The 22,660-nt window shown below is 74.5% G+C and carries 21 protein-coding genes and 2 pseudogenes; 13 read left to right on the top strand and 10 right to left on the bottom strand.

All coding sequences use genetic code 11. The features are described from left to right. Positions 1 to 178, top strand: a pseudogene (locus RIN80_RS06970) (glycosyl transferase family 2); the annotation flags it as partial. 15 nt (positions 179 to 193) lie between these two features. On the opposite strand, the gene RIN80_RS06965 reads toward RIN80_RS06970, so the two are convergent. After that, the gene (locus RIN80_RS06965; protein ID WP_309094616.1) at positions 194 to 1,468 is read right to left on the bottom strand and encodes a TerD family protein; all 1,275 of its coding nucleotides are present in this window, start codon (positions 1,466 to 1,468) and stop codon (positions 194 to 196) included. 316 nt (positions 1,469 to 1,784) lie between these two features. Between RIN80_RS06965 and RIN80_RS06960 the strand changes: the two genes are divergently transcribed. The 4 genes from RIN80_RS06960 to RIN80_RS06945 all read left to right on the top strand — a co-directional run bounded on the left by RIN80_RS06960 (position 1,785) and on the right by RIN80_RS06945 (position 6,535). Further along, positions 1,785 to 2,213 carry a DUF6643 family protein gene (locus tag RIN80_RS06960; RefSeq protein WP_309094614.1) on the top strand — a complete coding sequence of 143 codons (429 nt, stop codon included), beginning with the start codon at positions 1,785 to 1,787 and terminating at the stop codon, positions 2,211 to 2,213. A 43-nt stretch (positions 2,214 to 2,256) separates the two neighbouring features. After that, entirely contained in the window at positions 2,257 to 3,084 is an 828-nt protein-coding gene (locus tag RIN80_RS06955) for an MOSC N-terminal beta barrel domain-containing protein (protein WP_309094613.1), read from the top strand. A gap of 177 nt (positions 3,085 to 3,261) precedes the next feature. Continuing rightward, the gene (locus tag RIN80_RS06950; protein ID WP_309094612.1) at positions 3,262 to 3,867 is read left to right on the top strand and encodes a hypothetical protein; all 606 of its coding nucleotides are present in this window, start codon (positions 3,262 to 3,264) and stop codon (positions 3,865 to 3,867) included. A 226-nt stretch (positions 3,868 to 4,093) separates the two neighbouring features. Further along, positions 4,094 to 6,535, top strand: coding sequence for a right-handed parallel beta-helix repeat-containing protein (locus tag RIN80_RS06945; RefSeq protein WP_309094611.1), 2,442 nt, complete (start codon positions 4,094 to 4,096; stop codon positions 6,533 to 6,535). Positions 6,536 to 6,541: 6 nt separating this feature from the next. Here RIN80_RS06945 and RIN80_RS06940 read toward each other — a convergent pair whose 3' ends face one another. After that, positions 6,542 to 8,887 carry a hypothetical protein gene (locus RIN80_RS06940; protein WP_309094610.1) on the bottom strand — a complete coding sequence of 782 codons (2,346 nt, stop codon included), beginning with the start codon at positions 8,885 to 8,887 and terminating at the stop codon, positions 6,542 to 6,544. Between the two features lie 285 nt (positions 8,888 to 9,172). Here RIN80_RS06940 and RIN80_RS06935 point away from each other — a divergent pair, with 285 nt between their 5' ends. Continuing rightward, the gene (locus tag RIN80_RS06935) at positions 9,173 to 10,009 is read left to right on the top strand and encodes a DeoR/GlpR family DNA-binding transcription regulator (protein ID WP_309094609.1); all 837 of its coding nucleotides are present in this window, start codon (positions 9,173 to 9,175) and stop codon (positions 10,007 to 10,009) included. Between the two features lie 107 nt (positions 10,010 to 10,116). Here RIN80_RS06935 and RIN80_RS06930 read toward each other — a convergent pair whose 3' ends face one another. Further along, positions 10,117 to 11,241, bottom strand: coding sequence for a PLP-dependent cysteine synthase family protein (locus RIN80_RS06930; RefSeq protein WP_309094608.1), 1,125 nt, complete (start codon positions 11,239 to 11,241; stop codon positions 10,117 to 10,119). Between the two features lie 423 nt (positions 11,242 to 11,664). On the opposite strand from RIN80_RS06930, the gene RIN80_RS06925 reads away from it, so the two are divergent. Continuing rightward, positions 11,665 to 11,988: a hypothetical protein gene (locus tag RIN80_RS06925; protein WP_309094607.1), complete on the top strand. Its 324-nt coding sequence runs from the start codon at positions 11,665 to 11,667 to the stop codon at positions 11,986 to 11,988. Positions 11,989 to 12,171: 183 nt separating this feature from the next. After that, positions 12,172 to 12,705 carry an ATP-binding protein gene (locus RIN80_RS06920; protein WP_309094606.1) on the top strand — a complete coding sequence of 178 codons (534 nt, stop codon included), beginning with the start codon at positions 12,172 to 12,174 and terminating at the stop codon, positions 12,703 to 12,705. A 116-nt stretch (positions 12,706 to 12,821) separates the two neighbouring features. Here RIN80_RS06920 and RIN80_RS06915 read toward each other — a convergent pair whose 3' ends face one another. Continuing rightward, entirely contained in the window at positions 12,822 to 13,085 is a 264-nt protein-coding gene (locus RIN80_RS06915) for an SHOCT domain-containing protein (protein WP_309094605.1), read from the bottom strand. 154 nt (positions 13,086 to 13,239) lie between these two features. On the opposite strand from RIN80_RS06915, the gene RIN80_RS06910 reads away from it, so the two are divergent. The 3 genes and pseudogenes from RIN80_RS06910 (at position 13,240) to RIN80_RS06900 (ending at position 15,300) form a co-directional block, all read left to right on the top strand. After that, positions 13,240 to 13,803, top strand: coding sequence for a TetR/AcrR family transcriptional regulator (locus RIN80_RS06910; RefSeq protein WP_309094604.1), 564 nt, complete (start codon positions 13,240 to 13,242; stop codon positions 13,801 to 13,803). Between the two features lie 11 nt (positions 13,804 to 13,814). Continuing rightward, positions 13,815 to 14,393: a DUF4865 family protein gene (locus RIN80_RS06905; protein ID WP_309094603.1), complete on the top strand. Its 579-nt coding sequence runs from the start codon at positions 13,815 to 13,817 to the stop codon at positions 14,391 to 14,393. Then, positions 14,390 to 15,300, top strand: a pseudogene (locus RIN80_RS06900) (phosphotriesterase). Before RIN80_RS06905 ends, RIN80_RS06900 begins: the two are co-directional and overlap by 4 nt. 6 nt (positions 15,301 to 15,306) lie before the next feature. Here the strand turns inward: RIN80_RS06900 and RIN80_RS06895 are convergent. From RIN80_RS06895 to RIN80_RS06880, 4 genes are all read right to left on the bottom strand, one after another. Continuing rightward, positions 15,307 to 15,729 carry a PPOX class F420-dependent oxidoreductase gene (locus RIN80_RS06895; protein ID WP_309094602.1) on the bottom strand — a complete coding sequence of 141 codons (423 nt, stop codon included), beginning with the start codon at positions 15,727 to 15,729 and terminating at the stop codon, positions 15,307 to 15,309. A 29-nt stretch (positions 15,730 to 15,758) separates the two neighbouring features. Continuing rightward, positions 15,759 to 16,649 (bottom strand): NAD(P)-dependent oxidoreductase, encoded by an 891-nt coding sequence (locus tag RIN80_RS06890; RefSeq protein ID WP_309094601.1) that lies wholly within the window; start codon positions 16,647 to 16,649, stop codon positions 15,759 to 15,761. Between the two features lie 159 nt (positions 16,650 to 16,808). Next, the gene (locus tag RIN80_RS06885; RefSeq protein WP_309094600.1) at positions 16,809 to 18,053 is read right to left on the bottom strand and encodes an ROK family protein; all 1,245 of its coding nucleotides are present in this window, start codon (positions 18,051 to 18,053) and stop codon (positions 16,809 to 16,811) included. 36 nt (positions 18,054 to 18,089) lie between these two features. Beyond that, entirely contained in the window at positions 18,090 to 18,731 is a 642-nt protein-coding gene (locus RIN80_RS06880; protein ID WP_309094599.1) for an alpha-ketoglutarate-dependent dioxygenase AlkB, read from the bottom strand. 68 nt (positions 18,732 to 18,799) lie between these two features. Here RIN80_RS06880 and RIN80_RS06875 point away from each other — a divergent pair, with 68 nt between their 5' ends. Then, positions 18,800 to 19,930, top strand: a complete 1,131-nt coding sequence (locus tag RIN80_RS06875; RefSeq protein WP_309094598.1) for a methyltransferase — start codon at positions 18,800 to 18,802, stop codon at positions 19,928 to 19,930. On the opposite strand, the gene RIN80_RS06870 is transcribed toward RIN80_RS06875, so the two are convergent. Continuing rightward, complete coding sequence (locus tag RIN80_RS06870) at positions 19,920 to 20,780, bottom strand: class II fructose-bisphosphate aldolase (protein ID WP_309094597.1); 861 nt, start codon at positions 20,778 to 20,780, stop codon at positions 19,920 to 19,922. The two genes, RIN80_RS06875 and RIN80_RS06870, sit on opposite strands and share 11 nt — an antisense overlap. 13 nt (positions 20,781 to 20,793) lie before the next feature. Then, the gene (locus tag RIN80_RS06865; protein WP_309094596.1) at positions 20,794 to 21,675 is read right to left on the bottom strand and encodes an SIS domain-containing protein; all 882 of its coding nucleotides are present in this window, start codon (positions 21,673 to 21,675) and stop codon (positions 20,794 to 20,796) included. A gap of 134 nt (positions 21,676 to 21,809) precedes the next feature. On the opposite strand from RIN80_RS06865, the gene RIN80_RS06860 reads away from it, so the two are divergent. Then, entirely contained in the window at positions 21,810 to 22,589 is a 780-nt protein-coding gene (locus RIN80_RS06860) for a DeoR/GlpR family DNA-binding transcription regulator (protein WP_309094595.1), read from the top strand. Positions 22,590 to 22,660 lie beyond the last annotated feature (71 nt).

The following is a 22,660-nucleotide window of genomic DNA, read 5'->3' as shown; positions in this document are numbered from 1 at the left end:
CCTGCCGATGCTCCGCTACTACCGCCAGCCGCCGTGGCTCGCCCCCCTGCTGCCGTTCACCGCGTTCCTCTACCTGCTGATGACCGTCGATTCGGCCGTGCAGCACTACCGGGGACGCGGTGCGGCCTGGAAGGGCCGCACCTACGCGCGCCCGGAGGCCGTGCCCGACGAGGGCTGACGGCCGTCGCGGGGGTCACTTCCTGCCGGGGGTCCAGTTCATGCCCCACCCGTAGGCGTAGTCGACGGTGCGCTGAGGGCTCACCCCGCGCTCGGGCACCAGGTACCGCGCCTCGCGCTGGACGACCAGGTCGTCACCCGTGTTGGTGATCAGCGCCAGGGCGCACACGAGGGAGGGGACCGTGCACTCGTCGAGGGAGAACTCGATCGGCGCCCCGTGCTGCGGCCGGAGGGTGACCGTCGCGTTGAGCTCGGCGAACGAGCGGGCGCCCTCGTAGATGGTGACGAAGACGAGGATGCGCCGGAAGACGCGCTTGTGGTCGAGGTTGACGGTGAGGTTCTCACCGGACGCCACGGCTCCGGTGCGGTCGTCGCCGTCGAGGTGGATGTACGGGGGCTGGTGCAGCGCCCCGAAGGCGTTGCCGAGTGCCTGTACGACGCCCTTGCTGCCGTCGGTGAGTTCGTACAGCGCGCACAGGTCGAGGTCGAGGTCGGAGTGCAGCGCGGTGGGGCGCCCGAACTTGCTGCTCCACCCCGAGAACTGCTTGCGGACCTCCCAGTTGAGGTTCACGTGCAGCGCGCCGGAGGTGCCGCCCTGCTTGGTCAGCGAGACGGAGGGGGCCGCCTTGGTGAGCGTCACCTTGGTGAGGCGGACGGGCGCCGCAGGGGGCGCGGCGGGCGCGGGCGGAGCCACCGGGGGCGTCACCGGCGGGCGGGTGTACGCCGCAGCGGCGGGAGGCGCCGGGGGCGCGGCGGGTGCCGGGGCCGCCTGCTGCGGTTCGTCGACCGTGATGCCGTAGTCCGTGGCCAGCCCTGTGAGGCCGCTGCTGTAGCCCTGCCCGACGGCGCGGAACTTCCAGGCGCCCTGGCGACGGTAGAACTCACCGAGCACGAAGGCGGTTTCGGTGGTGGCGCCGGGGTTCTCGAAGCGCGCGACCGGTGTGCCCCGGTCGTCCCGGACCTCGATGTACAGGTCCGGGACCTGCCCGAACGTGCCTCCGTCGGCGGAGGCGGCGAGGACGACCGTGTCGACGGCGGGCTCCACGCGCGCGAGATCGACCAGGAGCGTGTCGGTGATGCGGCCGCCGGCGTCGCGCTTGCCCTCGTGCCGGATCGCGCCGGAGGAGTGGGCGGGCTGGTTGTAGAAGACGAAGTCCGCGTCGGAGCGGACCTTTCCCGCGACGAGCAGCAAGGCGGAGGCGTCGGCGTCCGGCACGCCCGGTCCGCCGCGCCAGCCCACTTCCACGCGCAGTGCCGCCGCGGGCACCGCGGTGTTCGACCCTTTCAGCATGTGCATGTCCGCCCCCATCGCCTGGCACCGGGCCGGGACCGCCCCGGCCGTCCGTCCGGATCCGCCGCGTCACGTCGAGTCCGTCGGCACAACCTATTCCTCCCGGCCGCGAACGCCCATGCACCGGTCGCCGGAAGATCGATGGCCAACCGCCGGTAACCCGCCCGGAACTCGGCCTTTACACGATCAGGAACGGGTCCGGCGCCCCTTTTTGCCGAATTCGCTCGGATTGGGGATCCCAGGTCACTGCGGGAACGGAAAACAACCCTCTTATCGGTCTCCCCAACCAGCACATCGTGGGCTTAACTTATGTGCCATGACCTCCCCCCGCTCCACCTATGGCGGCGGCTACTACTCCGCCTCCTTCCCGGACACCCCGATCTACGACAAGCTCGTCGCCGAGCGGGGCACCCCGCAGATCGCCCCGATCCGGGTCCCCGCGCAGTACGACATGCCGGGCAGCCACCTGCCCGCCCTCCCGTCGGCGCTTCCCGCGCTGCCGGCGGCGCCCTCCCAGTCCACCTACGGCTATCCGCAGGCCCAGCAGCCGGCCCCGCTCCAGCAGGCGCCCGCGGCGTACATCCCACAGCAGGCCACCGCTCCGCGCGGCTACCCCGGCCCCCAGCCGCAGCAGCCCCGCCCGGCGGCACCCGCGGGTTACGAGGCGATGCGCCCCGCGGCTCCCCGGCCGGCCCCGGCTCCCTACCAGGACCCGTACAACAACCAGCAGTACCGCGGGTACTGAGCCGCACCCGCGGGCCGTCGGCGCCGGCTGGCACGATGGCCCCATGGGGAACGCACACCTGCACGCGATTCACGTCCATCCGGTCAAGGCGGTCCGGGGCCTCGCGCCCCGGGAGGCCGCCGTGGAGCCCTGGGGGCTGGCCGGAGACCGGCGCTGGCTGCTGGTCGACGACGCGGGAAAGGCCGTCACGCAGCGCCAGCAGCCGCGCCTCGCGCTGGCCGCCGCCGAACTCCTGCCGGACGGCGGCGTCCGGGTGTCCGCCCCCGGCAGGGAACCGCTGACGGTGCCCGTGCCCCGGCCGATCGGCACGGTGCCGGTGCAGATCTTCCGCGACAAGGTCGACGCGGTCCCGGCCGAGGACGAGGCGGCGCACGCCTGGTGGAGCGGCTACCTGGGCATCGGCGTGCGCCTGGCGTACCTCGACGCCCCGGCCACGCGCCGGCCGGTCGACCCGCGGTACGCCCGGCCCGGCGAGACGGTCTCCTTCGCCGACGGCTTCCCGCTGCTGCTCACCACGACGGCCTCGCTCGAAGCCCTCAACACCCTGATCGCGCAAGGGGACCACGCGGACGAGGGCCCGCTGCCGATGGACCGCTTCCGGCCCAACGTGGTCGTGGCGGGCACCGACGCCTGGGCCGAGGACCACTGGTCGCGCCTCGCCGTCGGAGAGGTGACCTTCCGCGTGGCCAAGCCGTGCGGCCGGTGCGTGGTGACCACCACCGACCAGGGCACGAGCGAGCGCGGCCGTGAGCCCCTGCACAGCCTGGGGCGGCACCGGCGACTGGAGGGGAAGCTGGTCTTCGGGCAGAACCTGGTCCCGCTGTCGCGGGGCACGATCCGGCTCGGGGACCCGGTCACGATCCTCGAATGACGCGGGCGCCGCCGTCGCGGGCCGGGTGGGAACCGGTCCGCCGGACCGGGCGTTTGCGTGAGGGGGGGACGTTCGCGCGAGGCCCCGGCGAGAGGTGATTTCGCTCTCTCTCCCCAGGTATCGCGCGTGGACGGCTCCGCCGGGGGGCTATCACAGAGCGGGAAGGGGGTGCGGGCGGTGCGAGCGATCAGCGGACTCTGGCGCTGGCGGCGCAACCCGCTGTGCCGCGCGACCGACCTGGCCGAGGCCTGGCTGGCGCTGGCCGCCCTGCTGCTCGTCCTGTCGGCCGCCCCGCTGGCCGGCGCCCTCGTCGGCGGCGCGGCGCAGGACGCCCTCCAGCGCTCCGTCCGCGAGCAGCACCAGGCGCGCCACCTGGTGACGGCCACCGTGGTCCGCAAGCTGGACCGCTCCCCGCTGGACGCCGACCCCGAGACGTCGACCGGCCGGGACCTGCGCGCGCGGGTCCTCGCCGACTGGACCGCCCCGGACGGCACCGCCCACCAGGGCCCGGTGCTGGCGGGCCTGAAGGACCCGCGGCAGGGCGACGAGTTCCGCATATGGACCGACCGGCACGGCCGGCTGGTGGCCCGCCCGCTGGACTCCGCCACGGCGTCGACGCACGCGGTCCTCGCCGGGTTCGGTGCGGCCCTGGTGACCGGCGGCCTCGTCGAGGGCGGCAGACGGCTGATCGTCTGGCGCATGGTCCGCCGCCGGTACGCCCGTTGGGACCAGGCATGGGACAAGGCGGGCCCGGACTGGGGCAGGACGGGCACCGGCAGCTGACGGCCTTCCGCCTCTGGTCAACCCAGCACCCGCGCGCACGCTACGGTGGTCCGGCCGAACCGTTCGGCACAACCCGCGTGCGAGCGAGCAGGAGGGGCGCGCCGGGTGTCGACGCCGCGCGCGACCGGCCCGCCGGGCCGGGCACCGCCGCGGTCCCGGCACCGCCCGGCCCGCCCCGAGGGCGAACGAGCCATCAGTACGACCGAGGTGGGGGCACAGCTACACCATGGCACAGGGCACGGTCCAGGTGACGCACACCGGCACGTCGCGGTGGCGGCGCCGCACGGGTGAGTACGCATCGCTCGCCGCCGCCCTGGAGGCCGCGGCCGACGGCGACGTCCTCACCGTCGCCCCCGGCACCTACCGGGAGAACCTCGTCGTGGAGCGGGCGGTGACCCTGCGCGGCCCGGAGAACGCGCCCGGCTCGGTGCGGATCGCCCCCGTGGACGGGGTGCCGCTGACCGTGCGCGCCTCGGCGGTGGTCCACGACCTGCACGTGGAGGGCCAGGACGCGGCCTCCCCGGCCGTGCTGGTGGAGGAGGGCACCCCGGAGCTGCGGGACGTGCGGGTGGTGACGCGGTCGGCGGCCGGGATCGAGGTGCGCGGCAGTAGTGCCCGGCCCACGGTCCGGCGCTGCGCGGTCGACAACCCGGCGGGCGTCGGCATCGCCGTACTGGACGGCGCGGGCGGGGTGTTCGAGGAGTGCGAGGTCGTCGCGGCCGGCCAGGCGGGCGTGGCGGTGCGCGGCGGCGCCCACCCCCGCCTGGAGCGCTGCAAGGTGCACCACGCGTCGGGTTCGGGCCTGTCGGCGACCGGGGAGAACTCGGCGCTGGAGGCGGTGGGCTGCGAGATCTACGAGGTGCGGGGCAGCGGCGTGCACATCACCGGCCGCGCCACCGCGCACCTCACCGACTGCGATGTGCACCGCACGACGGCCGACGGGGTCACGCTCGACACGGACGCGGTGCTCACGCTCGCCGACTGCCGTATCCACGACATCCCGGAGAACGCGATCGACCTGCGTTCCCGCTCGGTCCTCACGCTGACGCGCACGACGGTGCGGCAGTTCGGGCGCAACGGCCTGTCGGTGTGGGACCCGGGCACGCGCGTGGACGCCAACCAGTGCGAGATCTTCGACAGCACGGGCGACTACCCGGCGGTGTGGGTCAGCGACGGCGCCACCGCCGTCCTGGACTCCTGCCGGGTGCACGACGTGCCCGACGCCCTGTTCGTGCTCGACCGGGGCTCGCGGGCGGACGTCGTGGACAGTGATCTGTCGCAGGTGCGCAACACGGCCGTGTCGGTGAGCGACGGCGCCACCGCACAGCTCGACGACTGCCGGATCCGCGACGCGGCCACGGGCGCCTGGTTCCGCGACCACGGCAGCGGCGGCACGCTGAGCAACTGCACGCTGGACGGCACCCAGACGGGCGTGATCGTCACCAAGGGCGCCGACCCGACGGTGGAGCGCTGCACGGTCGACTCCCCGGCGGAGGCGGGCGTCTACGTCTCGGCCGGAGGCCGCGGCAGCTTCCTGAACTGCCGTGTGACGGGCAGCGGCGGCTACGGCTTCCACGTGATCGACGGCAGCCGCACGACGCTGCGCAAGTGCCGTACGGAGCGGTGCGCGCGCGGGGGCTACGAGTTCGCGGACGGCGGGGCGGACGCGGCGTCCGGGACGGGGCCCGTCGTCGAGGACTGCACCAGCGACGAGAGCGTGGGGCTGCGGGCGCCAGCGGCGGCGCCGGAGGCGGCCGTGCAGACGGTGAGCCACTCCGCCGGGCTGCTGGGCGCGATCCCGGGGCAGCGCACCGAGGCGGAGCCCTCCGCACCGGTCGCGGAGCCCGCGCCGCCGGCCCGAAGCTCCAAGGACGTCCTCGGCGAACTGGACGCGCTGGTGGGCCTGGAGAGCGTCAAGCGGGAGGTGCGCGCCCTCACCGACATGATCGAGGTGGGCCGGCGGCGGCAGCAGGCGGGCCTGAAGGCGGCGTCGGTCAAGCGGCACCTGGTCTTCACGGGCTCCCCCGGCACCGGCAAGACGACGGTCGCGCGGCTGTACGGCGAGATCCTCGCCTCCCTCGGGGTGCTGGAGAAGGGCCACCTGGTGGAGGTGTCCCGGGTCGACCTGGTGGGCGAGCACATCGGCTCGACCGCGATCCGCACGCAGGAGGCGTTCGAGAAGGCGCGCGGCGGTGTGCTGTTCATCGACGAGGCGTACGCGCTGTCCCCGGAGGACGCGGGCCGCGACTTCGGCAAGGAGGCCATCGACACGCTGGTGAAGCTGATGGAGGACCACCGGGACGCCGTCGTGGTGATCGTCGCCGGCTACACCGCGGAGATGGAGCGCTTCCTGTCGGTCAACCCCGGTGTGGCGTCCCGCTTCTCACGGACCATCACCTTCAGCGACTACGGCCCCGAGGACCTGCTGCGGATCGTGGAGCAGCAGGCCGAGGAGCACGAGTACCGGCTGGCGCCGGGCGCGGCGGAGGCGTTGCGGACGTACTTCACGCAGCTCCCGAAGGGCCCGGCGTTCGGCAACGGCCGCACCGCGCGGCAGACGTTCGAGGCGATGGTGGAGCGGCACGCGAGCCGGGTCGCCCAGCTCGCCGAGCCGAGCACGGACGACCTGACGCTGCTCTACGCCGAGGACCTCCCCGAGCTGCTCTGAGATCGGCTACGCGGCGGGCGGCTCGGGTGTGTCGCGGGGCGCGGGCACCCCGGGCCGCAGCCGGGCCAGCAGCAGGCGCCGTTCCTCGGCGAACACCGGGTCCGCCTGGTAGTCGGAGTGGCCGAGGATCGGCGCGGGCAGGGGGAGCAGGTCGGTGCGGCCGTAGGCGAGGGGGTCCCGCAGGGGCGGGTGGTCGACCTGGGGGCCGCGGTCGCCGGGCAGGCGCATCGGGCCGCCGATGGGGTCGGTGAGCCGGTACAGGTTGCGCCAGCAGTCGACCTCGCGGTGCAGGGCGCTGAGCGCGGCGGGTCCGAAGTGCGCCGGGAACCAGCGGCCGTAGAGGCGCTCCAGCGGGGAGCCGTAGGTGAGCAGGGCGACGCGCCTGCGGGCGGACGGCGCGAGCTGCCAGGCCGCGGCGGCGGCGAGGACGCTGCCCTGGGAGTGCCCGGAGATGACCAGCCGTCCGCCGGTGGCGCGGGTCCAGGTCGCCATCCGCCAGGTCAGGTCGGGCACGGCGCGCTCGGCGTAGCAGGGCGGGGCGAACGGGTGGGCGGCGCGGGGCCAGAAGGTGCCGACGTCCCACAGGATGCCGATGGTGCGGCGGGCGGCGGCGTCCTTGTAGGCGCGGCGGCCCCAGGTGACGAAGAGTATGAAGCCGAGGCCGATCAGCCAGGAGCCGAGGGCCTGGGCGGTCTCGGCGGCGCCGTGGACGAGGGGGGTGGCGCCCCGGGCGGCCTCCCCCGGTGTCCGGTCGGTGACGAGGGCGCCCACGAGGGCTCCGGCGCCGAGCAGCAGGGTGGCGCCGGAGGTGACGGCGACGACCCGGGGCCCCCGGTCGGTGAGGGAGGCCATGGCGCGGGTGGAGGCGATGCGGCGGGTGCGGGCCCGGTCCAGGGTCTCCTCCGGGTAGTCGCGGGCCACCGCGTCGCGCTCGGCGCGGGCGAGGGTCAAGGCCCGGTGGGCCAGCCAGCCGAAGAGCCCCAGCAGCACCACCAGCAGGGGCGGGATCACGGACGCCTGCCAGGTCAGCAGGACCGGAGGCCCGTCGAGCGACGCCCCCGTGCCGTCCAGCCAGTCGGAGACGCGCTGCGCGACGCCGCCGGACATCACCCCGCCGAGGGCGCAGGCCAGCATGGCGACGGCCGGTCCGCCCAGGCCCCGCAGCACCGCCCGCCGGTCGGGGTCGGTGCGGTGGAGGGTGTGGGCGACGACCGCCAGGACCACCACGAGCAGGCCCTGGACCAGGGTGATCCCCCCGAAGGCCGGGTCGCCCGGCAGCCGTCCGTCCGACTCCCAGCCGGGGCGGTCCCACCCCGCGTACAGCAGGGTGAGGGCGAGCAGGACGAGCGCGATGGCCGGCAGGCGCCGTACGTACCGCTCGTCGAGTTCCCGGTCGACGCGCTTCTCGCTGCGGCCCCTGCGGCACACCACCCATACGACGGCGACCGCGCAGGCCGCGAGGGCCGCCTCCAGGAGCAGACCGAGGGTGTCCAGGACGGCCGGGCCGCCGGGCATACGGTCCTGGCGGGCGGCGGCGCCGCCGACCGCCGCGGCGACGGTCAGCAGCCCGGCGGCGGTGTGCGCGGCACGCAGCCGGGCCACCAGCCGGCGCCCGTACCAGAACCCGGGGCGGCCGAGCGCGGTCGGCCCGGCGTCCTCGTCGGGTTCGGGGTCGCGGGCGATGGGCTGCTGTGACTCGTAGTCGCTCCAGGTGCGCCGGGAGAGGTACCACAGGAGGCCGGTCAGGGCGGTGGGGACGAGGGCGGCGAGGGCGAGCCTGCGGCCCGGGGCGCTCCACCAGCCGCCGTCCGAGACGGTGGGTGAGAGGAAACCGAGCCAGGAATGGCGGTCGGCGCACGCGTGCGTGCCCGCGCACTGCCAGGCGGTCAGGTCGAGGGCGACCTCGCACGCTGCGGCGACGAGCAGCACGGTCAGGGTGAGTCCGGTGAGCCGTACCAGCAGGCCGTACAGGCGCACGGTGCGGCGGCGGCCGTGGGCGCTGGGGCGCATCCAGTGGGCGAGGTTGACGACCATGAAGGGCAGCAGCAACAGCCACAGGGCCCGGGTGCCGTTGCCGGAGGTGAGGTTGCACCAGACGTAGGCCTCGGGCACCGGCCCGTCGCGGTGCGCGGCGCCGGGGCTGTGCTCCGCGTCGACGTCGTCGGCGCGTCGGAAGACGGCCGCGGTGTCGTCGCCGGTGATCCGTACCGTCCGCGGATCGCCCAGCATGTCCTGGGGCGTGGTGCCGCCCACGCCGTGGACCAGGAGTTCCAGGGCGGTCCCGGTCTCGCCCGCCCGTGCGGCGGGACCGTCGGATCCGCCGGTCGACACATGTTCCTGCGCACGTTCCACTGATTCGCACTTCCCCCGTGACACGCCGTCGGCTCCGCCCGTGCGGGCACAGGATCTCCACTTCCGGGGCGCCCCACACCTGCTGTCACGGAATCTCCCCGATCCGTGACGCGCCCGGGAGGAGCCATCGGTGGCATGTGCGCGACGAGCGGGCGGGTGGCCCCCTCCATGACGCGACATGCGAGGATGGGACGTCCGCGCACCGGTGCCCGGGGGAAATGTCCCGGTCGGGAAGGGTGCGCCGGGCGTGTCGGACGGCATTGAGGCGAAAGGACCGGAGCGTACGTGAGCGAGAATCAGAACCTCCTCGCGGAGCAGCGGCGATCCCTGATCCTCGACGAGGTCCGCCGCCGGGGCGGGGTCCGGGTCAACGAGCTGACGCGCAAGCTCGGCGTGTCGGACATGACGGTCCGCCGCGACCTCGACGCGCTCGCCCGCCAGGGCGTTCTGGAGAAGGTGCACGGCGGCGCGGTCCCGGTGGTCGAGGCGAGTACGCACGAGCCCGGCTTCGAGGCCAAGTCGGGGCTGGAGCTGACCGCCAAGGAGGACATCGCCCGGGCCGCGGCCAGACTGGTCGCACCGGGCGCGGCGATCGCCCTCTCCGGCGGCACGACGACCTACGCGCTGGCGCACCAGCTGCTGGACGTGCCCGACCTCACGGTGGTCACCAACTCGGTGCGGGTCGCCGACGTCTTCCACGCCGCCCAGCGCACCTCGGGCCCCCGGCAGGGCGCGGCCACGGTCGTGCTGACCGGGGGCGTGCGCACGCCGTCCGACTCGCTGGTGGGGCCGGTGGCCGACCAGGCGATCGCGGCGCTCCACTTCGATCTGCTGTTCCTCGGGGTGCACGGCATATCGGTGGAGGCCGGGCTGTCGACGCCGAACCTCGCGGAGGCCGAGACCAACCGGCGGCTGGTGCAGTCGGCGCGGCGGGTCGTGGTCGTCGCCGATCACACCAAGTGGGGCAAGGTGGGCCTGAGTTCGTTCGCCGCGCTGGAGCGGATCGACACGCTGGTGACCGACGCCGGTCTGCCGGACGAGGCGCGCGGGGTGGTCGCGGAGCATCTGCGGCGGCTGGTGGTGGCCGGGGAGCCGGAGCCCGACGAGGCCGCGGGCATCTGACAGGGCGCCAGCCGGGGTGGCGTCCTCATTCGCTCACCGCCGGTGCCGCGGGAGCCACCCCCGCGCGAGTTGCGGTCCCGCGGCGGCCGAAGCCCGCGGGCCGGGTCTCAGCAGGGCCAGGTGCCCGTCCGCAGGAACGTGTCGATCGCGGCCGTGTAGGGCGCGATGTCCAGGCCCTGACCGGCCAGCCAGGTGTCCGAGTAGTACTTGTCGAGATACCGGTCCCCTGGGTCGCACAGCAGGGTCACGACACTGCCCTGCCGCCCCTCGGACACCATCTCCGCGACGATCTTCAGCGCGCTCCACAGGCCCGTGCCCGTCGAGCCGCCCGCCTTGCGGCCGATGGCGCGCTCCAGGGCCCGGACGGCGGCGACGCTGGCCGCGTCGGGCACCTTCATCATGCGGTCGATCGCGCCGGGCACGAAGCTCGGTTCCATGCGGGGCCGCCCGATGCCCTCGATACGGGATCCGCAGTCGCACGTGACGTCCGGATCGCCGGTGGTCCAGCCGTCGAAGAAGCAGGAGTTCTCGGGGTCGGCCACGCAGACGCGGGTGTCGTACTGCATGTAGTGCACGTAGCGCGCGAGGGTCGCTGAGGTGCCGCCGGTGCCCGCCGTGGCGACGATCCAGGCCGGCTCGGGGAACCGCTCCATGCGCAGCTGGCGGAAGATGGACTCGGCGATGTTGTTGTTCCCGCGCCAGTCCGTGGCGCGTTCGGCGTAGGTGAACTGGTCCATGTAGTGGCCGCCGGTCTCGGCCGCGAGGCGGGCGGACTCCTCGTACATGGTGCGGGGATCGTCCACGAAGTGACAGCGGCCGGAGTGGAATTCGATGAGGCGGATCTTCTCGGCGCTCGTCGTGCGCGGCATGACGGCGATGAAGGGCACGCCGATCAGCTTCGCGAAGTACGCCTCGGAGACGGCCGTCGAGCCGCTGGAGGCCTCGATCACCGGTCTGTCCGGCCGGATCCAGCCATTGCACAGGCCGTACAGGAACAGGGAGCGGGCGAGCCGGTGCTTGAGGCTGCCGGTGGGGTGGGTCGACTCGTCCTTCAGATACAGGTCGATGCCCCAGCGCTCCGGCAGCGGGAACGGCAGCAGGTGCGTGTCGGCCGAGCGGTTGGCGTCGGCCTGGACCCTGCGGACGGCCTCTTTCAGCCACGCGCGGTAACCGGTGTCACTGTGGTCGACGTCGAGGGTCACGCCGGTCCGGGTCTGCTGGGGAGTGCTCACGAGGGGGCTCCTAACGCTGCGCGCCGACGACGGATCGCACGGCCGACACCCCGATCATAAGCACCCGGCGCACGCTTCTCACCTGCATAAACGCACCTTTGAGCCCCCCAAAGCGCCCCCTGGGGCAGAGCCGGTGCAAGGGGGCGCGCGTTGTCGGGGGCGCATCCGCGAGCGTGCTGCGGGCGCCCCCGGGCGAGGGGTCCGCATCCCCTGGTGCTCGACGCCGGGTGGGGGCAGACTGCACCGCGGGACCGAGGCCCGGTACGTGCCGGGCCGAGGCTCCCGGCAGGGCACGACGCAGCCGGTGCCGTCGTCGGAGGACAACAGCAGTCCTCGGACGGGGCACACTGGGTCAGGACACGAGCCCGTACCGGGCGCCGCGGGGAGCGCCGGTACACCGACACGCACAAGGGGGCGGGTGGCATGGCGGAGCCGGAGTTCAGGGCCACGGGCGTGCGGATCGGGAAGCGGCTGCGTTCACTCACCCGGGCCGGACAGGTCCGGATCAGCGGCGGCCGGCTCGAACTGCTGACCAGCTACGGCAGTGAGATCGACAGCGCCCCGGTGCAGGCCGTGCGGGCGTCCAGGCCCTGGTTCGGCACCGAGGACCGGGCGACGGCCGACCTGAACGGCAAGCGGTACCTGCTCACCCTGGGCGAGCGCGATCCAGCCCCGGGCGAGCCGGGGCCGCCGGCCGCGCGGCGCTTCATCGAGGCCGTGCGCCGGGCGGCGGGGCGTGACGACTGAGATGTCCGCGAGTTGCGCTCCCCCACCCCCTACGTCACTCTGGTCTCACGTCACTCTGGGTTTACCGGCGATAACGCTGCGAACCAGCCCGCCGGCCACGACAGCGGGCGGCAGCGTCACGAAGGCGCCCTGCTGGATCCGAACTCCGTGTTCTTCCGGACCTCACGTCGGGGAGTCGCAGCCGTGATCAGTTACCCAAGCAGGCACTGCACGGTGGAGCTCCAAGCCCTGCCGTCGCGGATCGGCCAGGTCCGCAGAATCGTATCTGCGCAATTGCGCTACTGGCATCTGGACGCCCTGATCGACCGGGCCTCGCTCGGCGTGACGGAGCTGTTGTCCAACGTCCACCGGCACGCCCAGCCCGACAAGACATGCACCGTGGAGATAGAGCTGCTGCTCGACCGGCTCACGGTCTCCGTGCGCGACGGCGATCCACGGATGCCCGTGGTCGACGACGCCGAGCCACTGGCGACCTGTGGTCGCGGGCTGGCGATGGTGGCCGCCATGAGCGAGAGCTGGGGCGTGCGGCCGGACGGCGAGTCGGGCAAGGTCGTGTGGTTCACCCTGCCGACGTCCGCTCCGGCGGTGGCGGCTGCGCCGACGCGCCGGCGGCGCGCGGCCCAGGAGAATCCCGCGCGCCGGTTCGCCGAGGTCGGGCACTCCGCCGAGGTGCTCCGGCCCGAACATGCTCCCGCCCGGTCCGCCGTTGCCGGTTGACCGGGCGGTGACCATCGTCCTCGCGGGGTCGCGCCACGCGGACCTTCACCCACCCACGCGCCGCCTGTGACGGCCCGTCGAGTCGTCGAGGTCGGCCGCGGGCGATGATCGCCGTGTCAGGCCCTGCCCCTGGTGTGGCCGAACTCCTCGTTCAGGACGGACAGGCGGCGCCAGTACTCCTCCTCGTCGATCTCGCCGGAGGCGAAGCGGTGGCCGAGCACCGCGATGGGTGAGTGCTCGGCCACCGCGAACCGGCGGCCGCGGCCCGCGGCGCGGCGCAGCAGTGTGACGCCGCCGCCGATCACCAGCGCCCAGATCACCGGGAAGAGCAGGATCCACGGGCCGGGCCCGCCGCCGCCGAAGTGCGCCAGGGTCTGCATGTCGTCCATCTCCTCGTTCGCGTGCCGGAATCCGTGTCGTCCCGAGCATCGCCCCGCCAGGGGCCCTCGGTCGTCGTACGGTCAGCGGCACTGCGCGTACCTCGCCCGGAGTACGTGCCCCCGTGCTGTAACTACTGGTATGTACACTGAGGGCATGAGCACCTCGGAACGGCTGATCGAGTCGACCCGCGAACTGCTGTGGGAGCGCGGCTACGTGGGCACGAGCCCCAAGGCGATCCTGGAGCGGTCGGGCGCCGGGCAGGGCAGCATGTACCACCACTTCAAGGGCAAGCCGGACCTCGCGCTCGCCGCGATCCGGCGGACCGCCGAGGAGATGCGCGCCACCGCCGCGAGCGTGCTCGACGGGCCGGGGACTCCGTACGAGCGCATCGAGGCGTATCTGCGGCGCGAGCGGGACGTACTGCGGGGCTGCCCGGTCGGCCGGCTGACCATGGACCCGGACGTGATCGCGAGCGCCGAGCTGCGCGCCCCGGTGGACGAGACGCTCGACTGGCTCCGCGGGCGGATCGCCGCGCTCGTCGAAGAGGGCCGGGGGCAGGGGCAGTTCGACCCCGCACTGGACGGCGGGGAGATCGCTGCCGCGATCGTCGCGACCGTCCAGGGCGGGTACGTGCTCGCCCGCGCCTCCGGCTCCCCCGCCGCGTTCGACGCGGGCGTGCGGGGGCTGCTCTCCCTGCTGGCGCCCCGCACCCCCTGAGGAGACCTCCGATGCACGCCCTGCAGTACGAGATCACCCTGCCCGCCGACTACGACATGGGCGTCATCCGCGACCGGGTGGCCCGCCGGGGGCATCTGCTCGACGACTGGGACGGGCTCGGCCTCAAGGCCTATCTCGTGCGCGAGCGCGGCCTGTGCGGCTCGCCGGTCAACGCCTACGCGCCGTTCTACCTGTGGAACACCGTGGAGGGCATGAACGCCTTCCTCTGGGGCGGCGGTTTCCAGGGTGTCGTCGACGACTTCGGGCGCCCGTCCGCACGGCAGTGGACGGGTCTGGCGTACGAGGAAGGAGCGGGCGGGCAGCCGAGGTTCGCAGTGAGGGGGAGGCAACAGCTCGCTTCCGAGGGGTTGTTGGCGGACGTCGCGCTGGACGCGTCCGGCCGGGCGCGGCGGTTGGCGACGGAGGACGGCGCACTGCTGGCCGCGGCCGCCGTCGACACGAGCCGCTGGGAGCTGGTGACGTTCTCCCTCTGGGAGCACGAGACGGCTGCTGCCGAGGGGGACCTCTTCGAGGTGCTGCACCTGTCGGCACCGGGCCGGGACCGGATACGCCGGGGGCGCCTGTGGTGAGCGCGGTCCGCACGGTGCCGGGGGCGTCCGCCCCCGGGGAGCTGGGCGTGCGCGACGCCCACGACCACCTGTTCTTCGGCAGTCCCCGGCTGCCCGGTCAGGAGCTGAACAGCGTGGCGGCCGGCCGGGCGGAGCTGACCGCGTTCCGCGGGCAGGGCGGCGGGGCCGTGGTGCAGTGGACGCCGTACGCGCTCGGGCGGCGGGCCGCGGATCTGCCGCCGCTGTCACGGGACCGGCGTGCAGGTGGTGGCGGCGACCGGGCCGCACCAGGCCGCGCACTACGACGAGGACACCCTCGCCCGGCTGCGCGGCCGGCTCGCCGGCCTCCTCGTCTCCGAACTCACCGACGGCATCGGCACGTCGGGGGTGCGGGCCGGGCTCGTGAAGGTCGCGGGCGGCTTCCACGTCCCTGGACGCGCCCGCCCGGTGGACGTCGGCGGCCGCAGCCGAGGCGCATCGCGCCACGGGGGCGCCGATCGCCGTGCACCTGGAGCTGGGCGCCGGTGCCCTCGACGTCCTGGACGTGCCGTGCGGGGAGTCGGGGGTGCCGTCGCACCGGGTGGTGCTCGGGCACCCGAACCGCTCCCCCGACCTCGTGACGCACCGGCAGGCCGCGGAGTCCGGCTGGCCTCTCGCGTTCGACGGCCCGTCCCTCGCGCGTCACGCCACGGACCGGCGGATGCCGGACGCCGTGCGGGCCCTGGCCGACGCCGGGTCCGGCGACCGGCTGCTGCTGGGCGCGGACACCGCCACGGCCGCCGCCCGCTCGGTGACGGCGGCCCCGGGATGCCCTGTCCGCCGCGCCGGGGTGCGGCCCCGCCTCGTCCGGGCCGTGGGCGAGGAGCCGGCGCGGCGGATCCTCACGGAGAACCCGGGCCGGGCCTTCGGGGCCGAGTGGCGGTGCTGAGCCGCCTCAGCCGGAGGCCTGGTCGTTGTCCTTCATCGCGCCCCAGCCGTGCCAGCGGTCGACCTCCACCCAGGCGCTGACCCGGGGCCGGGCCCGCTCCGGGTAGGGCTTGCCCGTGTAGTGGCGGGAGAGCAGGTCGATGTCGGTCAGGCCCTCGTCGTCGTACATCTCGGTGACGCGGCCGATGAGGGTGACGTGGGTGTACCAGTCGTCGCCGGCGAGGACGGTGAGGGTCACGCGCGGGTCGCGGCGCAGGTGCTTCAGGCGGACGCGGCCCGCGTCGAGGTTGATCAGCACCCGGCCGTCCTTCCACACGTACCAGGTGGCGGTCGAGACCGGGGCGCCGTCGGAGCGCAGGGTGGCCATGACGCACGGGTTGGGCCGGCTCAGCAGGGCCTCGGCCTCGGGCGGCAGCGGCGGCTTGGACATGGTGGAACCTCCTGGGTGTCGAGGGGTGTTCAGGCGGACGGGCCGTCGTCGAAGCTGGCGAAGTAGGCGGCGGCCATGTCCTCGTCTCCGTGGCCCCGGGCGGCGGCGCGCTCCATGCGGGCGGCGGCGGCCTCGGCCACGTCCAGGCGGACGCCGTGTTCGGCGCCGGCCCGGACGATCAGGTGGGCGTCCTTGGCGGCGGTGCTCACCGCGAACTGGGGCGGGGTGAGCCTGCCGGCGAGGACCAGGTCGGACTTGGCGCGCAGATAGCCCATGTCGAGCGGGCCGCCCGAGACGAGGTCGAAGAAGTCGCGCGGATCCACGTCGAGGGCCTTCGCCAGGGCGAGGGTCTCCCCCGCGGCGGCCGTGACGGCGAGGACCCAGCTGTTGGCGACCAGCTTCAGCCGGGTGGCGGCGCCCGTGGCGCCGTCCTCGCCGGTCCACACGGTGCGCACGCCGACGGCCTCGAAGACGGGCGTCACCCGGTCCCTGCCCTCGGCCGGCCCGGCGGCGAGCACGGTCAGCTTCCCGGCCTCGGCGGGCTGCCGGGTGCCCAGGACGGGGGCGTCGTAGAAGACCAGGTCGTGCTCGCGGGCGAAGGCGGCCAGCGCGGCGACGTCCTCGATGCCGGCGGTGCTGGACTGCACCCACGGGGTGCCGGGGCGCAGGGCGGGGGCGGCCTCGCGCACGGTGTCCAGGGCGGCGGGACCGTCGTGGAGCATGGTCAGGACGACGTCGGCGCCCCGGACCGCCTCGGCGGGCGTGCCGGCGATGTGGACGCCCTCGGCGGCCAGGGGTTCGGCCTTGGCGCGGGTGCGGTTCCAGGCCCGGACGGTGTGCCCGGCGCGGGCGAGGTTGCGGGCCATCGCGGCGCCCATGATGCCGGTGCCCAGAACGCTCACGGTGAGCTGGTCGGTCATTGCGTCCACTTCCTCGGTGGTGCGGTGCGGGCCTGCTGTCTGCCCACCAGCCTGCCCGCTCGGCGGCTCGCCTTCCCGGAAGCGACCGGGTCAAGCCTGATACCAGTGGGGTCAGGTTCCGGTTCGGCCGTGAGTGCCCGGCGGACGGGTGACTCCGGGTCAGTGGCGGTCCGTCAGGGCTCCCAGCGGATCGTCGAGGACCGGCTGCCAGGCCAGTTCGGCCGCGCCGACCAGGCTGTTGTGGTCGAGGGTGCACGCCAGGATGGGGACGCCGCCGCTCTGGCCCCACAGGCTGCGGTCGGCGACGACCGCGCGCAGGCGGCCCGGGTCCGCCTCCAGGAGCGTGCGGTGCAGGCCGCCGAGGATGATCCGGTCCGGGTTGAGGATGTTGACCAGGCCGGCCAGTCCGAGGCCGAGCCGGTCGATGAGGGCCTCGGTGGCGGTGCGCACGCCCGGGTCGTCGTAGTGGTGGCGCACGAGGTCGATGGACTGCTGGAGCAGGGACACCTCGGGGCCGGGCTCGCGTCCGGCCTCGGTGAGGAAGGCCAGCGGGTCGGTCTCCACGTCGAGGCAGCCGCGGCTGCCGCAGTGGCAGGGGCGGCCCTCGGGGTGCACGGTGAGGTGGCCGACTTCCAGGGCGAGGCCCGAACTGCCCCGGTGCAGGCGGCCGTCGAGGACGAGCGCGCCGCCGACACCCCGGTGGCCGGTGGCCACGCACAGCAGGTCGCGGGAACCGCGTCCGGCGCCGTGCCGGTGCTCGGCGAGCGCGGCGAGGTTGACGTCGTTGGCGGCGAAGGCGGGTCCCTCGATGCCGGCCGCGCGCACCTGCTCGGCGAAGATGTCCCGCACGGGTGCGCCCGCGGGCCAGGCCAGGTGCAGCGGGTTGAGGGCCAGGCCCTCGGGTTCGGCGACGGCGGACGGTACGGCCAGGCCCGCGCCGACGCATCTGCGCCCGGTCTCGCGCAGCAGCTCGGCACCGGCCGTGACGACGGAGGCGAGGACCTTCGCCGGGTCGGCGTCGACCGTCTCGCACCCGGGCGCGGTGGCGACGATCCGGCCGCCCAGCCCGACCAGCGCCGCCCGGAACCCGTCGGTGTGGACCTGCGCGGCGAGGGCGACGGGCCCGTCCTCGGCGACGGCGAGCCGGTGCGAGGGCCGGCCCTGCGAGCCGGCCGCCGCGCCGGGCCGGGCGTCGACCCGGATCAGCCCCAGCGCCTCCAGCTCGGCGGCGACCGCGCCGGCCGTCGCCCGGGTCACACCCAGCTCGGCGGTGAGCACGGCCCGGGTCGGGGCGCGTCCGGTGTGCACGAGCTCCAGCGCGGGTCCGAGGGCCGTGCGCCCCCGGTCCAGCCGTGTCCTCGACGTGCTCCCGTCCCCCGGCCGGGGGTCCGCCTTCCCGCTCATGAGGGCGAGTCTGTCATGATCCGCCGGAGCGGCGTCCTACCGGCCGCTGACCCGGAGCGTGATGTTGAGCCGTCCGGTCAGGCCGAGCCCGGGCGGTGCCGTGCCCGCGTGCACCCGGGGCACCCCGTGGTGGGCGAGCCGGGAGGGGCCGCCGAAGACGAACAGGTCGCCGCTGCGCAGCTCGACGTCGGTCCAGGGCCGGGTGCGGGTCTCGGTGTTGCCGAAGCGGAAGACGCAGGTGTCGCCGAGGCTCAGTGACACCACCGGCGCGTCCGACTGCTCGTCGCTGTCGCGGTGCATGCCCATGCGGGCGTCGGCGCCGTAGAAGTTGATCAGCGCGATGTCGTAGGCGGGCGCCGGGCCCCCGAGGGTGTCACGGACGGCCCGGCGGCCCAGGTCGCCCAGCCAGTGCGGGAAGGGCTTGACCGGGGCGCCGTCCCCGTCGGTGACCGTGCGGGCGTAGCCGTAGGGGTACCAGTGCCAGCCCAGGCACACCTGCCGGGCGGTCATGGTGCCGCCGCCGGGGGTGCGGACCGTGCGCAGTCCGGCGGGCGGCCGGGCCCACTCGCGACACGCGCCGAGCAGGGCCCGCTGCTCCTCGGCGCCCAGCCAGTCCGGCACGTGCACCGCGCCGGGCGCGACCTCGGCACGGGCCCTGGGGAACAGCTCGCCGTCCATGCCCTCCATCCTGCCCGACCGGGACTGAGCTGCGGCTCGGCTAGCCTGGACGCACGATGAACGACCGTATGACGACCCCGTGGGGCGCGCTCGCGCTGACCCGTTTCCCCGAGGACCCGCGCGAGACGCTGCGCGCCTGGGACGCCTCCGACGAGTACCTGCTGCGGCATCTGGCCGCGGAGGACGTCCCGCTGTCGGGCACGGTCGTGGTGGTCGGGGACCGCTGGGGCGCGCTGGTCACGGCGCTCGCGGAGCACCGGCCGGTGCAGATCACCGACTCGTACCTGACGCAGGAGGCGACGCGCGCGAACCTGGCGCGGGCCGGGGCCGAACCGGGCGGGGTACGGCTGCTCACCACCCAGGACCCGCCCCCGGAGCGGATCGACGTGCTGCTGGTGCGGGTGCCGAAGAGCCTGGCGCTGCTGGAGGACCAGTTGCTGCGGCTGGCGCCCGCGGTGCACGCCGGGACGGTGGTCGTGGGCACGGGGATGGTGAAGGAGATCCACACCTCGACGCTCCGGTTGTTCGAGCGGATCCTCGGCCCGACCCGCACCTCCCTGGCCGAGAAGAAGGCCCGGCTGATCCTCTGCACGCCGGATCCGGCACGGGAGCGGCCGGCCCGTCCGTGGCCGTACGTCTACACGCTGCCGGACGGGATCGGCAGCGTCTCCGGGCGCACGGTGGTCAATCACGCGGGGGTCTTCTGCGCGGACCGGCTCGACATCGGCACCCGGTTCTTCCTGCGGCACCTGCCACAGGGCCGGGGCGGCCGGGTGGTGGACCTCGGGTGCGGCAACGGGGTCGTGGGGACGGCGGTGGCGCTGGCCGACCCGGACGCCGACGTGCTGTTCGTCGACGAGTCGTTCCAGGCCGTGGCGTCGGCAGAGGCCACGTACCGGGTGAACGGCCTGTCCGGGCATGCCGAGTTCCGGGTGGGCGACGGGCTGGACGGGGTGCCGCCGGACAGTGTCGACCTGGTCCTCAACAACCCGCCCTTCCACTCCCACCAGGCGACGACGGACGCCACGGCCTGGCGGATGTTCAGCGGGGCGCGGCGCGCGCTGCGGCCCGGCGGGGAGCTGTGGGTGATCGGCAACCGGCACCTGGGCTACCACGTCAAGCTGCGGAAGCTGTTCGGCAACAGCCGGGTCGTAGCGAGCGACCCGAAGTTCGTGGTGCTGAAGGCCGTCAAGCGGTAGGCGCGCCGAGTGTCCCGAGGGTCCGGGCCACGGTCCGGGTCATCGCCTCCCGGGCGGCCGTGAGGTAGCCGCGCGGGTCGACCGCTTCCGGGCGGTCGGTGAGGAACTCCCGGACCGCGCCGGTCAGCGCGATGTTCAGGGCCGTGCCGATGTTGACCTTGGTGATGCCGCCCGCGACCGCGGCGGTGAGTTCGCCGTCCGGGACGCCGGAGGAGCCGTGCAGGACCAGCGGGACGTCCAGGGCGGCCGACAGGCGCTTGAGGAGTGCGTGGTCGAGGGCCGCCGTGCGGGTGGTCATGGCGTGGGCGCTGCCGACGGCGACGGCCAGGGCGTCCACGCCCGAGTCGGCGACGAAGGCGCGGGCCTCCTCGGGGTCGGTGCGGGCGCCCGGGGCGTGGGCGTCCAGCGGGGGTCTGCCGTTCTTGCCGCCGATCTGGCCCAACTCGGCCTCGATCCAGAGGCCTTGGGAGTGGGCCCAGTCGACCGCCGCCCGGGTCGCGGCGAGGTTCTCCTCGTAGGGCAGCCGGGCCGCGTCGTACATCACGGAGCTGAAGCCGGCGTCCACGGCCTGGTGCAGCAGGGCGTCGCTCTGCACGTGGTCGAGGTGGAGGGCGACGGGTACGGCGGCCTGTTCGGCGGCCGCGGCGGCGGCGCGGGCGAGCGGCAGCAACTGTCCGCCGCGGAACCGGACCGCGTTCTCGCTGACCTGGAGGACGACGGGGGCCCGCGCGGACTCGGCGCCCGCGACGACGGCCTCGACGTGCTCGAGGGTGATGATGTTGAACGAGGCGACGGCGCGGCGGGCGGCGGCGGCGCGGCCGACGAGTTCGCCGGTGGTGGCAAGGGGCACGGGGTCTCCAGGGTCAGGGCGCGAGGATCACCGAGCGGGTGAGGTGGCGCGGGCGGTCGGGGTCCAGTCCGCGGGACGCGGCGACGGCGACCGCGAGGCGCTGGGCCCGGACCAGTTCGGCGAGCGGGTCCAGGTCGCCTGCGATCCACAGCGCCCCGGTGGCGCCCACCTGTTCGGCGAGCCCGTCCGGCGCGTCGCCGAGCATCCAGGTGACGGTGCCGGTGGTGCTGACGCTGATCGGGCCGTGCCGGTACTCCATCGCCGGGTACGCCTCCGCCCAGGCCAGGGCGGCCTCGCGCATCTTCAGCGCGGCCTCGTTCGCCAGGCCGACGGTCCAGCCGCGTCCGAGGAAGGTGAACTGCCCGCGGCCCACCGTCCCTTCGGGCAGGGGCTCGGCCAGGGCGGTTCGCGCGTCGGTGACCGCGGCGTGGGGGTGGAGGCCGAGGTGGGCGCGCAGGAGGGTGAGGGCGGTGGTGGCGAACCGGGTCTGGACGACGGACCGTTCGTCCGCGTAGGCGAGGACGGCGAGGTCGTCGGCGGCCGTCCGGACGGGGGTGTCCGGGTCGGCGGTGATCGCGGTGGTGCGGATGCGGCCCTTCAGCCGGCCGAGCAGGTCGAGGACCTCGGTCGTGGTGCCCGAGCGGGTGAGGGCGACGACCCGGTCGTAGGGACGGCCGTCCGGGAACTCGGAGGCGGCGAACGCGTCGGTCTCGCCCTGGCCCGCGCCCTCGCGCAGGGCGGCGGCCGCCTGCGCCATGAAGTACGAGGTGCCGCAGCCGACGAGCGCCACCCGCTCGCCCGGGGCCGGCAGCGCCCCCGCGTGATCCGCCGCCTCCGAGGCGGCCCGGGTCCAGCACTCGGGCTGACTGGTCAGTTCGTCCTCGACATGCGTCATGCCGCACCCTCCGCGGTGATCTCAACCCGGTGCTGATCGTTGTTGCAAGATATCGCCAGCTTTCGAGCATCATCAAGCATGCGGGCGCATCGGCTGAGTTAAGGTCGCCCGGAGATCGAGAGGTGGAGGTGCGGATGTCGCGTGACGCCCGCTGGAAGGCGCTGCTGGAACTGCTCGTGGAGCGCGGCCGGCTGGACGTCGAGGACGCGGCCCGGGAGCTGGGGGTGTCGGCGGCGACGATCCGCCGTGACTTCGACGGGCTGGCCGAGCAGCAGATGCTGGTGCGCACGCGGGGCGGCGCGGTCGTGCACGGCGTGTCCTACGAGCTGCCGCTGCGCTACAAGACGGCCCGGCGCGCCTGCGAGAAGCAGCGGATCGCCAAGGCCGTCGCGGATCTGGTCGCGCCCGGGGAGGCGGTCGGGCTGACCGGCGGCACGACCACCACGGAGGTGGCCCGGGCCCTGGCCGTGCGCGGGGACCTGGCGTCCGGCTCGCCGGCGCTGACCGTGGTGACGAACGCGCTGAACATCGCCTGCGAGCTGGCCGTGCGTCCCCAGTTCAAGATCGTGCTGACCGGCGGTGTCGCGCGGGCGCAGTCGTACGAGCTGGTGGGGCCGCTCGCGGACGGGGTGCTCGGGCAGGTCACGGTCGACGTGGCGGTGCTCGGCGTCGTCGCCTTCGACGTCACGCACGGTGCCGCGGCGCACGACGAGGCGGAGGCCGCGATCAACCGGTTGCTGTGCGAACGGGCCGAGCGGGTGGTCGTGGCGGCCGACTCCAGCAAGCTGGGGCAGCGGGCGTTCGCCCGGATCTGCGCGGCGGAGGCGGTGGACACGCTGGTCACGGACACGGCGGCCGCCCCGGAGACGGTACGGGGATTCGAGGAGGCCGGGCTGCGGGTGCTCACGGTGTGACCGCGGGTCGCGGCGGGTCGTTCGCCGTGCTCACGGAGTGAGCGGGCCCGGCGGGTCGTTCGCCGTGCTGA

The organism is Streptomyces sp., assembly GCF_031181705.1.
Taxonomy (GTDB): domain Bacteria; phylum Actinomycetota; class Actinomycetes; order Streptomycetales; family Streptomycetaceae; genus Streptomyces.
The sequence above is the reverse complement of the archived record's forward strand: the minus strand, read 5'-3'. Positions and strand labels throughout refer to the sequence as shown.

What these genes read in the sequence shown, in the direction of transcription:
- RIN80_RS06880 (WP_309094599.1), bottom strand. Translation starts at nt 18,731, where the DNA reads ATGGACGGCGAGCTGTTCCCCAGGGCCCGTGCCGAGGTCGCGCCCGGC.
- RIN80_RS06890 (WP_309094601.1), bottom strand. Translation starts at nt 16,649, where the DNA reads ATGACCGACCAGCTCACCGTGAGCGTTCTGGGCACCGGCATCATGGGC.
- RIN80_RS06875 (WP_309094598.1), top strand. Translation starts at nt 18,800, where the DNA reads ATGACGACCCCGTGGGGCGCGCTCGCGCTGACCCGTTTCCCCGAGGAC.
- RIN80_RS06865 (WP_309094596.1), bottom strand. Translation starts at nt 21,675, where the DNA reads ATGACGCATGTCGAGGACGAACTGACCAGTCAGCCCGAGTGCTGGACC.
- RIN80_RS06955 (WP_309094613.1), top strand. Translation starts at nt 2,257, where the DNA reads ATGGGGAACGCACACCTGCACGCGATTCACGTCCATCCGGTCAAGGCG.
- RIN80_RS06860 (WP_309094595.1), top strand. Translation starts at nt 21,810, where the DNA reads ATGTCGCGTGACGCCCGCTGGAAGGCGCTGCTGGAACTGCTCGTGGAG.
- RIN80_RS06965 (WP_309094616.1), bottom strand. Translation starts at nt 1,468, where the DNA reads ATGCTGAAAGGGTCGAACACCGCGGTGCCCGCGGCGGCACTGCGCGTG.
- RIN80_RS06960 (WP_309094614.1), top strand. Translation starts at nt 1,785, where the DNA reads ATGACCTCCCCCCGCTCCACCTATGGCGGCGGCTACTACTCCGCCTCC.
- RIN80_RS06945 (WP_309094611.1), top strand. Translation starts at nt 4,094, where the DNA reads ATGGCACAGGGCACGGTCCAGGTGACGCACACCGGCACGTCGCGGTGG.
- RIN80_RS06885 (WP_309094600.1), bottom strand. Translation starts at nt 18,053, where the DNA reads ATGAGCGGGAAGGCGGACCCCCGGCCGGGGGACGGGAGCACGTCGAGG.
- RIN80_RS06925 (WP_309094607.1), top strand. Translation starts at nt 11,665, where the DNA reads ATGGCGGAGCCGGAGTTCAGGGCCACGGGCGTGCGGATCGGGAAGCGG.
- RIN80_RS06915 (WP_309094605.1), bottom strand. Translation starts at nt 13,085, where the DNA reads ATGCAGACCCTGGCGCACTTCGGCGGCGGCGGGCCCGGCCCGTGGATC.
- RIN80_RS06910 (WP_309094604.1), top strand. Translation starts at nt 13,240, where the DNA reads ATGAGCACCTCGGAACGGCTGATCGAGTCGACCCGCGAACTGCTGTGG.
- RIN80_RS06895 (WP_309094602.1), bottom strand. Translation starts at nt 15,729, where the DNA reads ATGTCCAAGCCGCCGCTGCCGCCCGAGGCCGAGGCCCTGCTGAGCCGG.
- RIN80_RS06905 (WP_309094603.1), top strand. Translation starts at nt 13,815, where the DNA reads ATGCACGCCCTGCAGTACGAGATCACCCTGCCCGCCGACTACGACATG.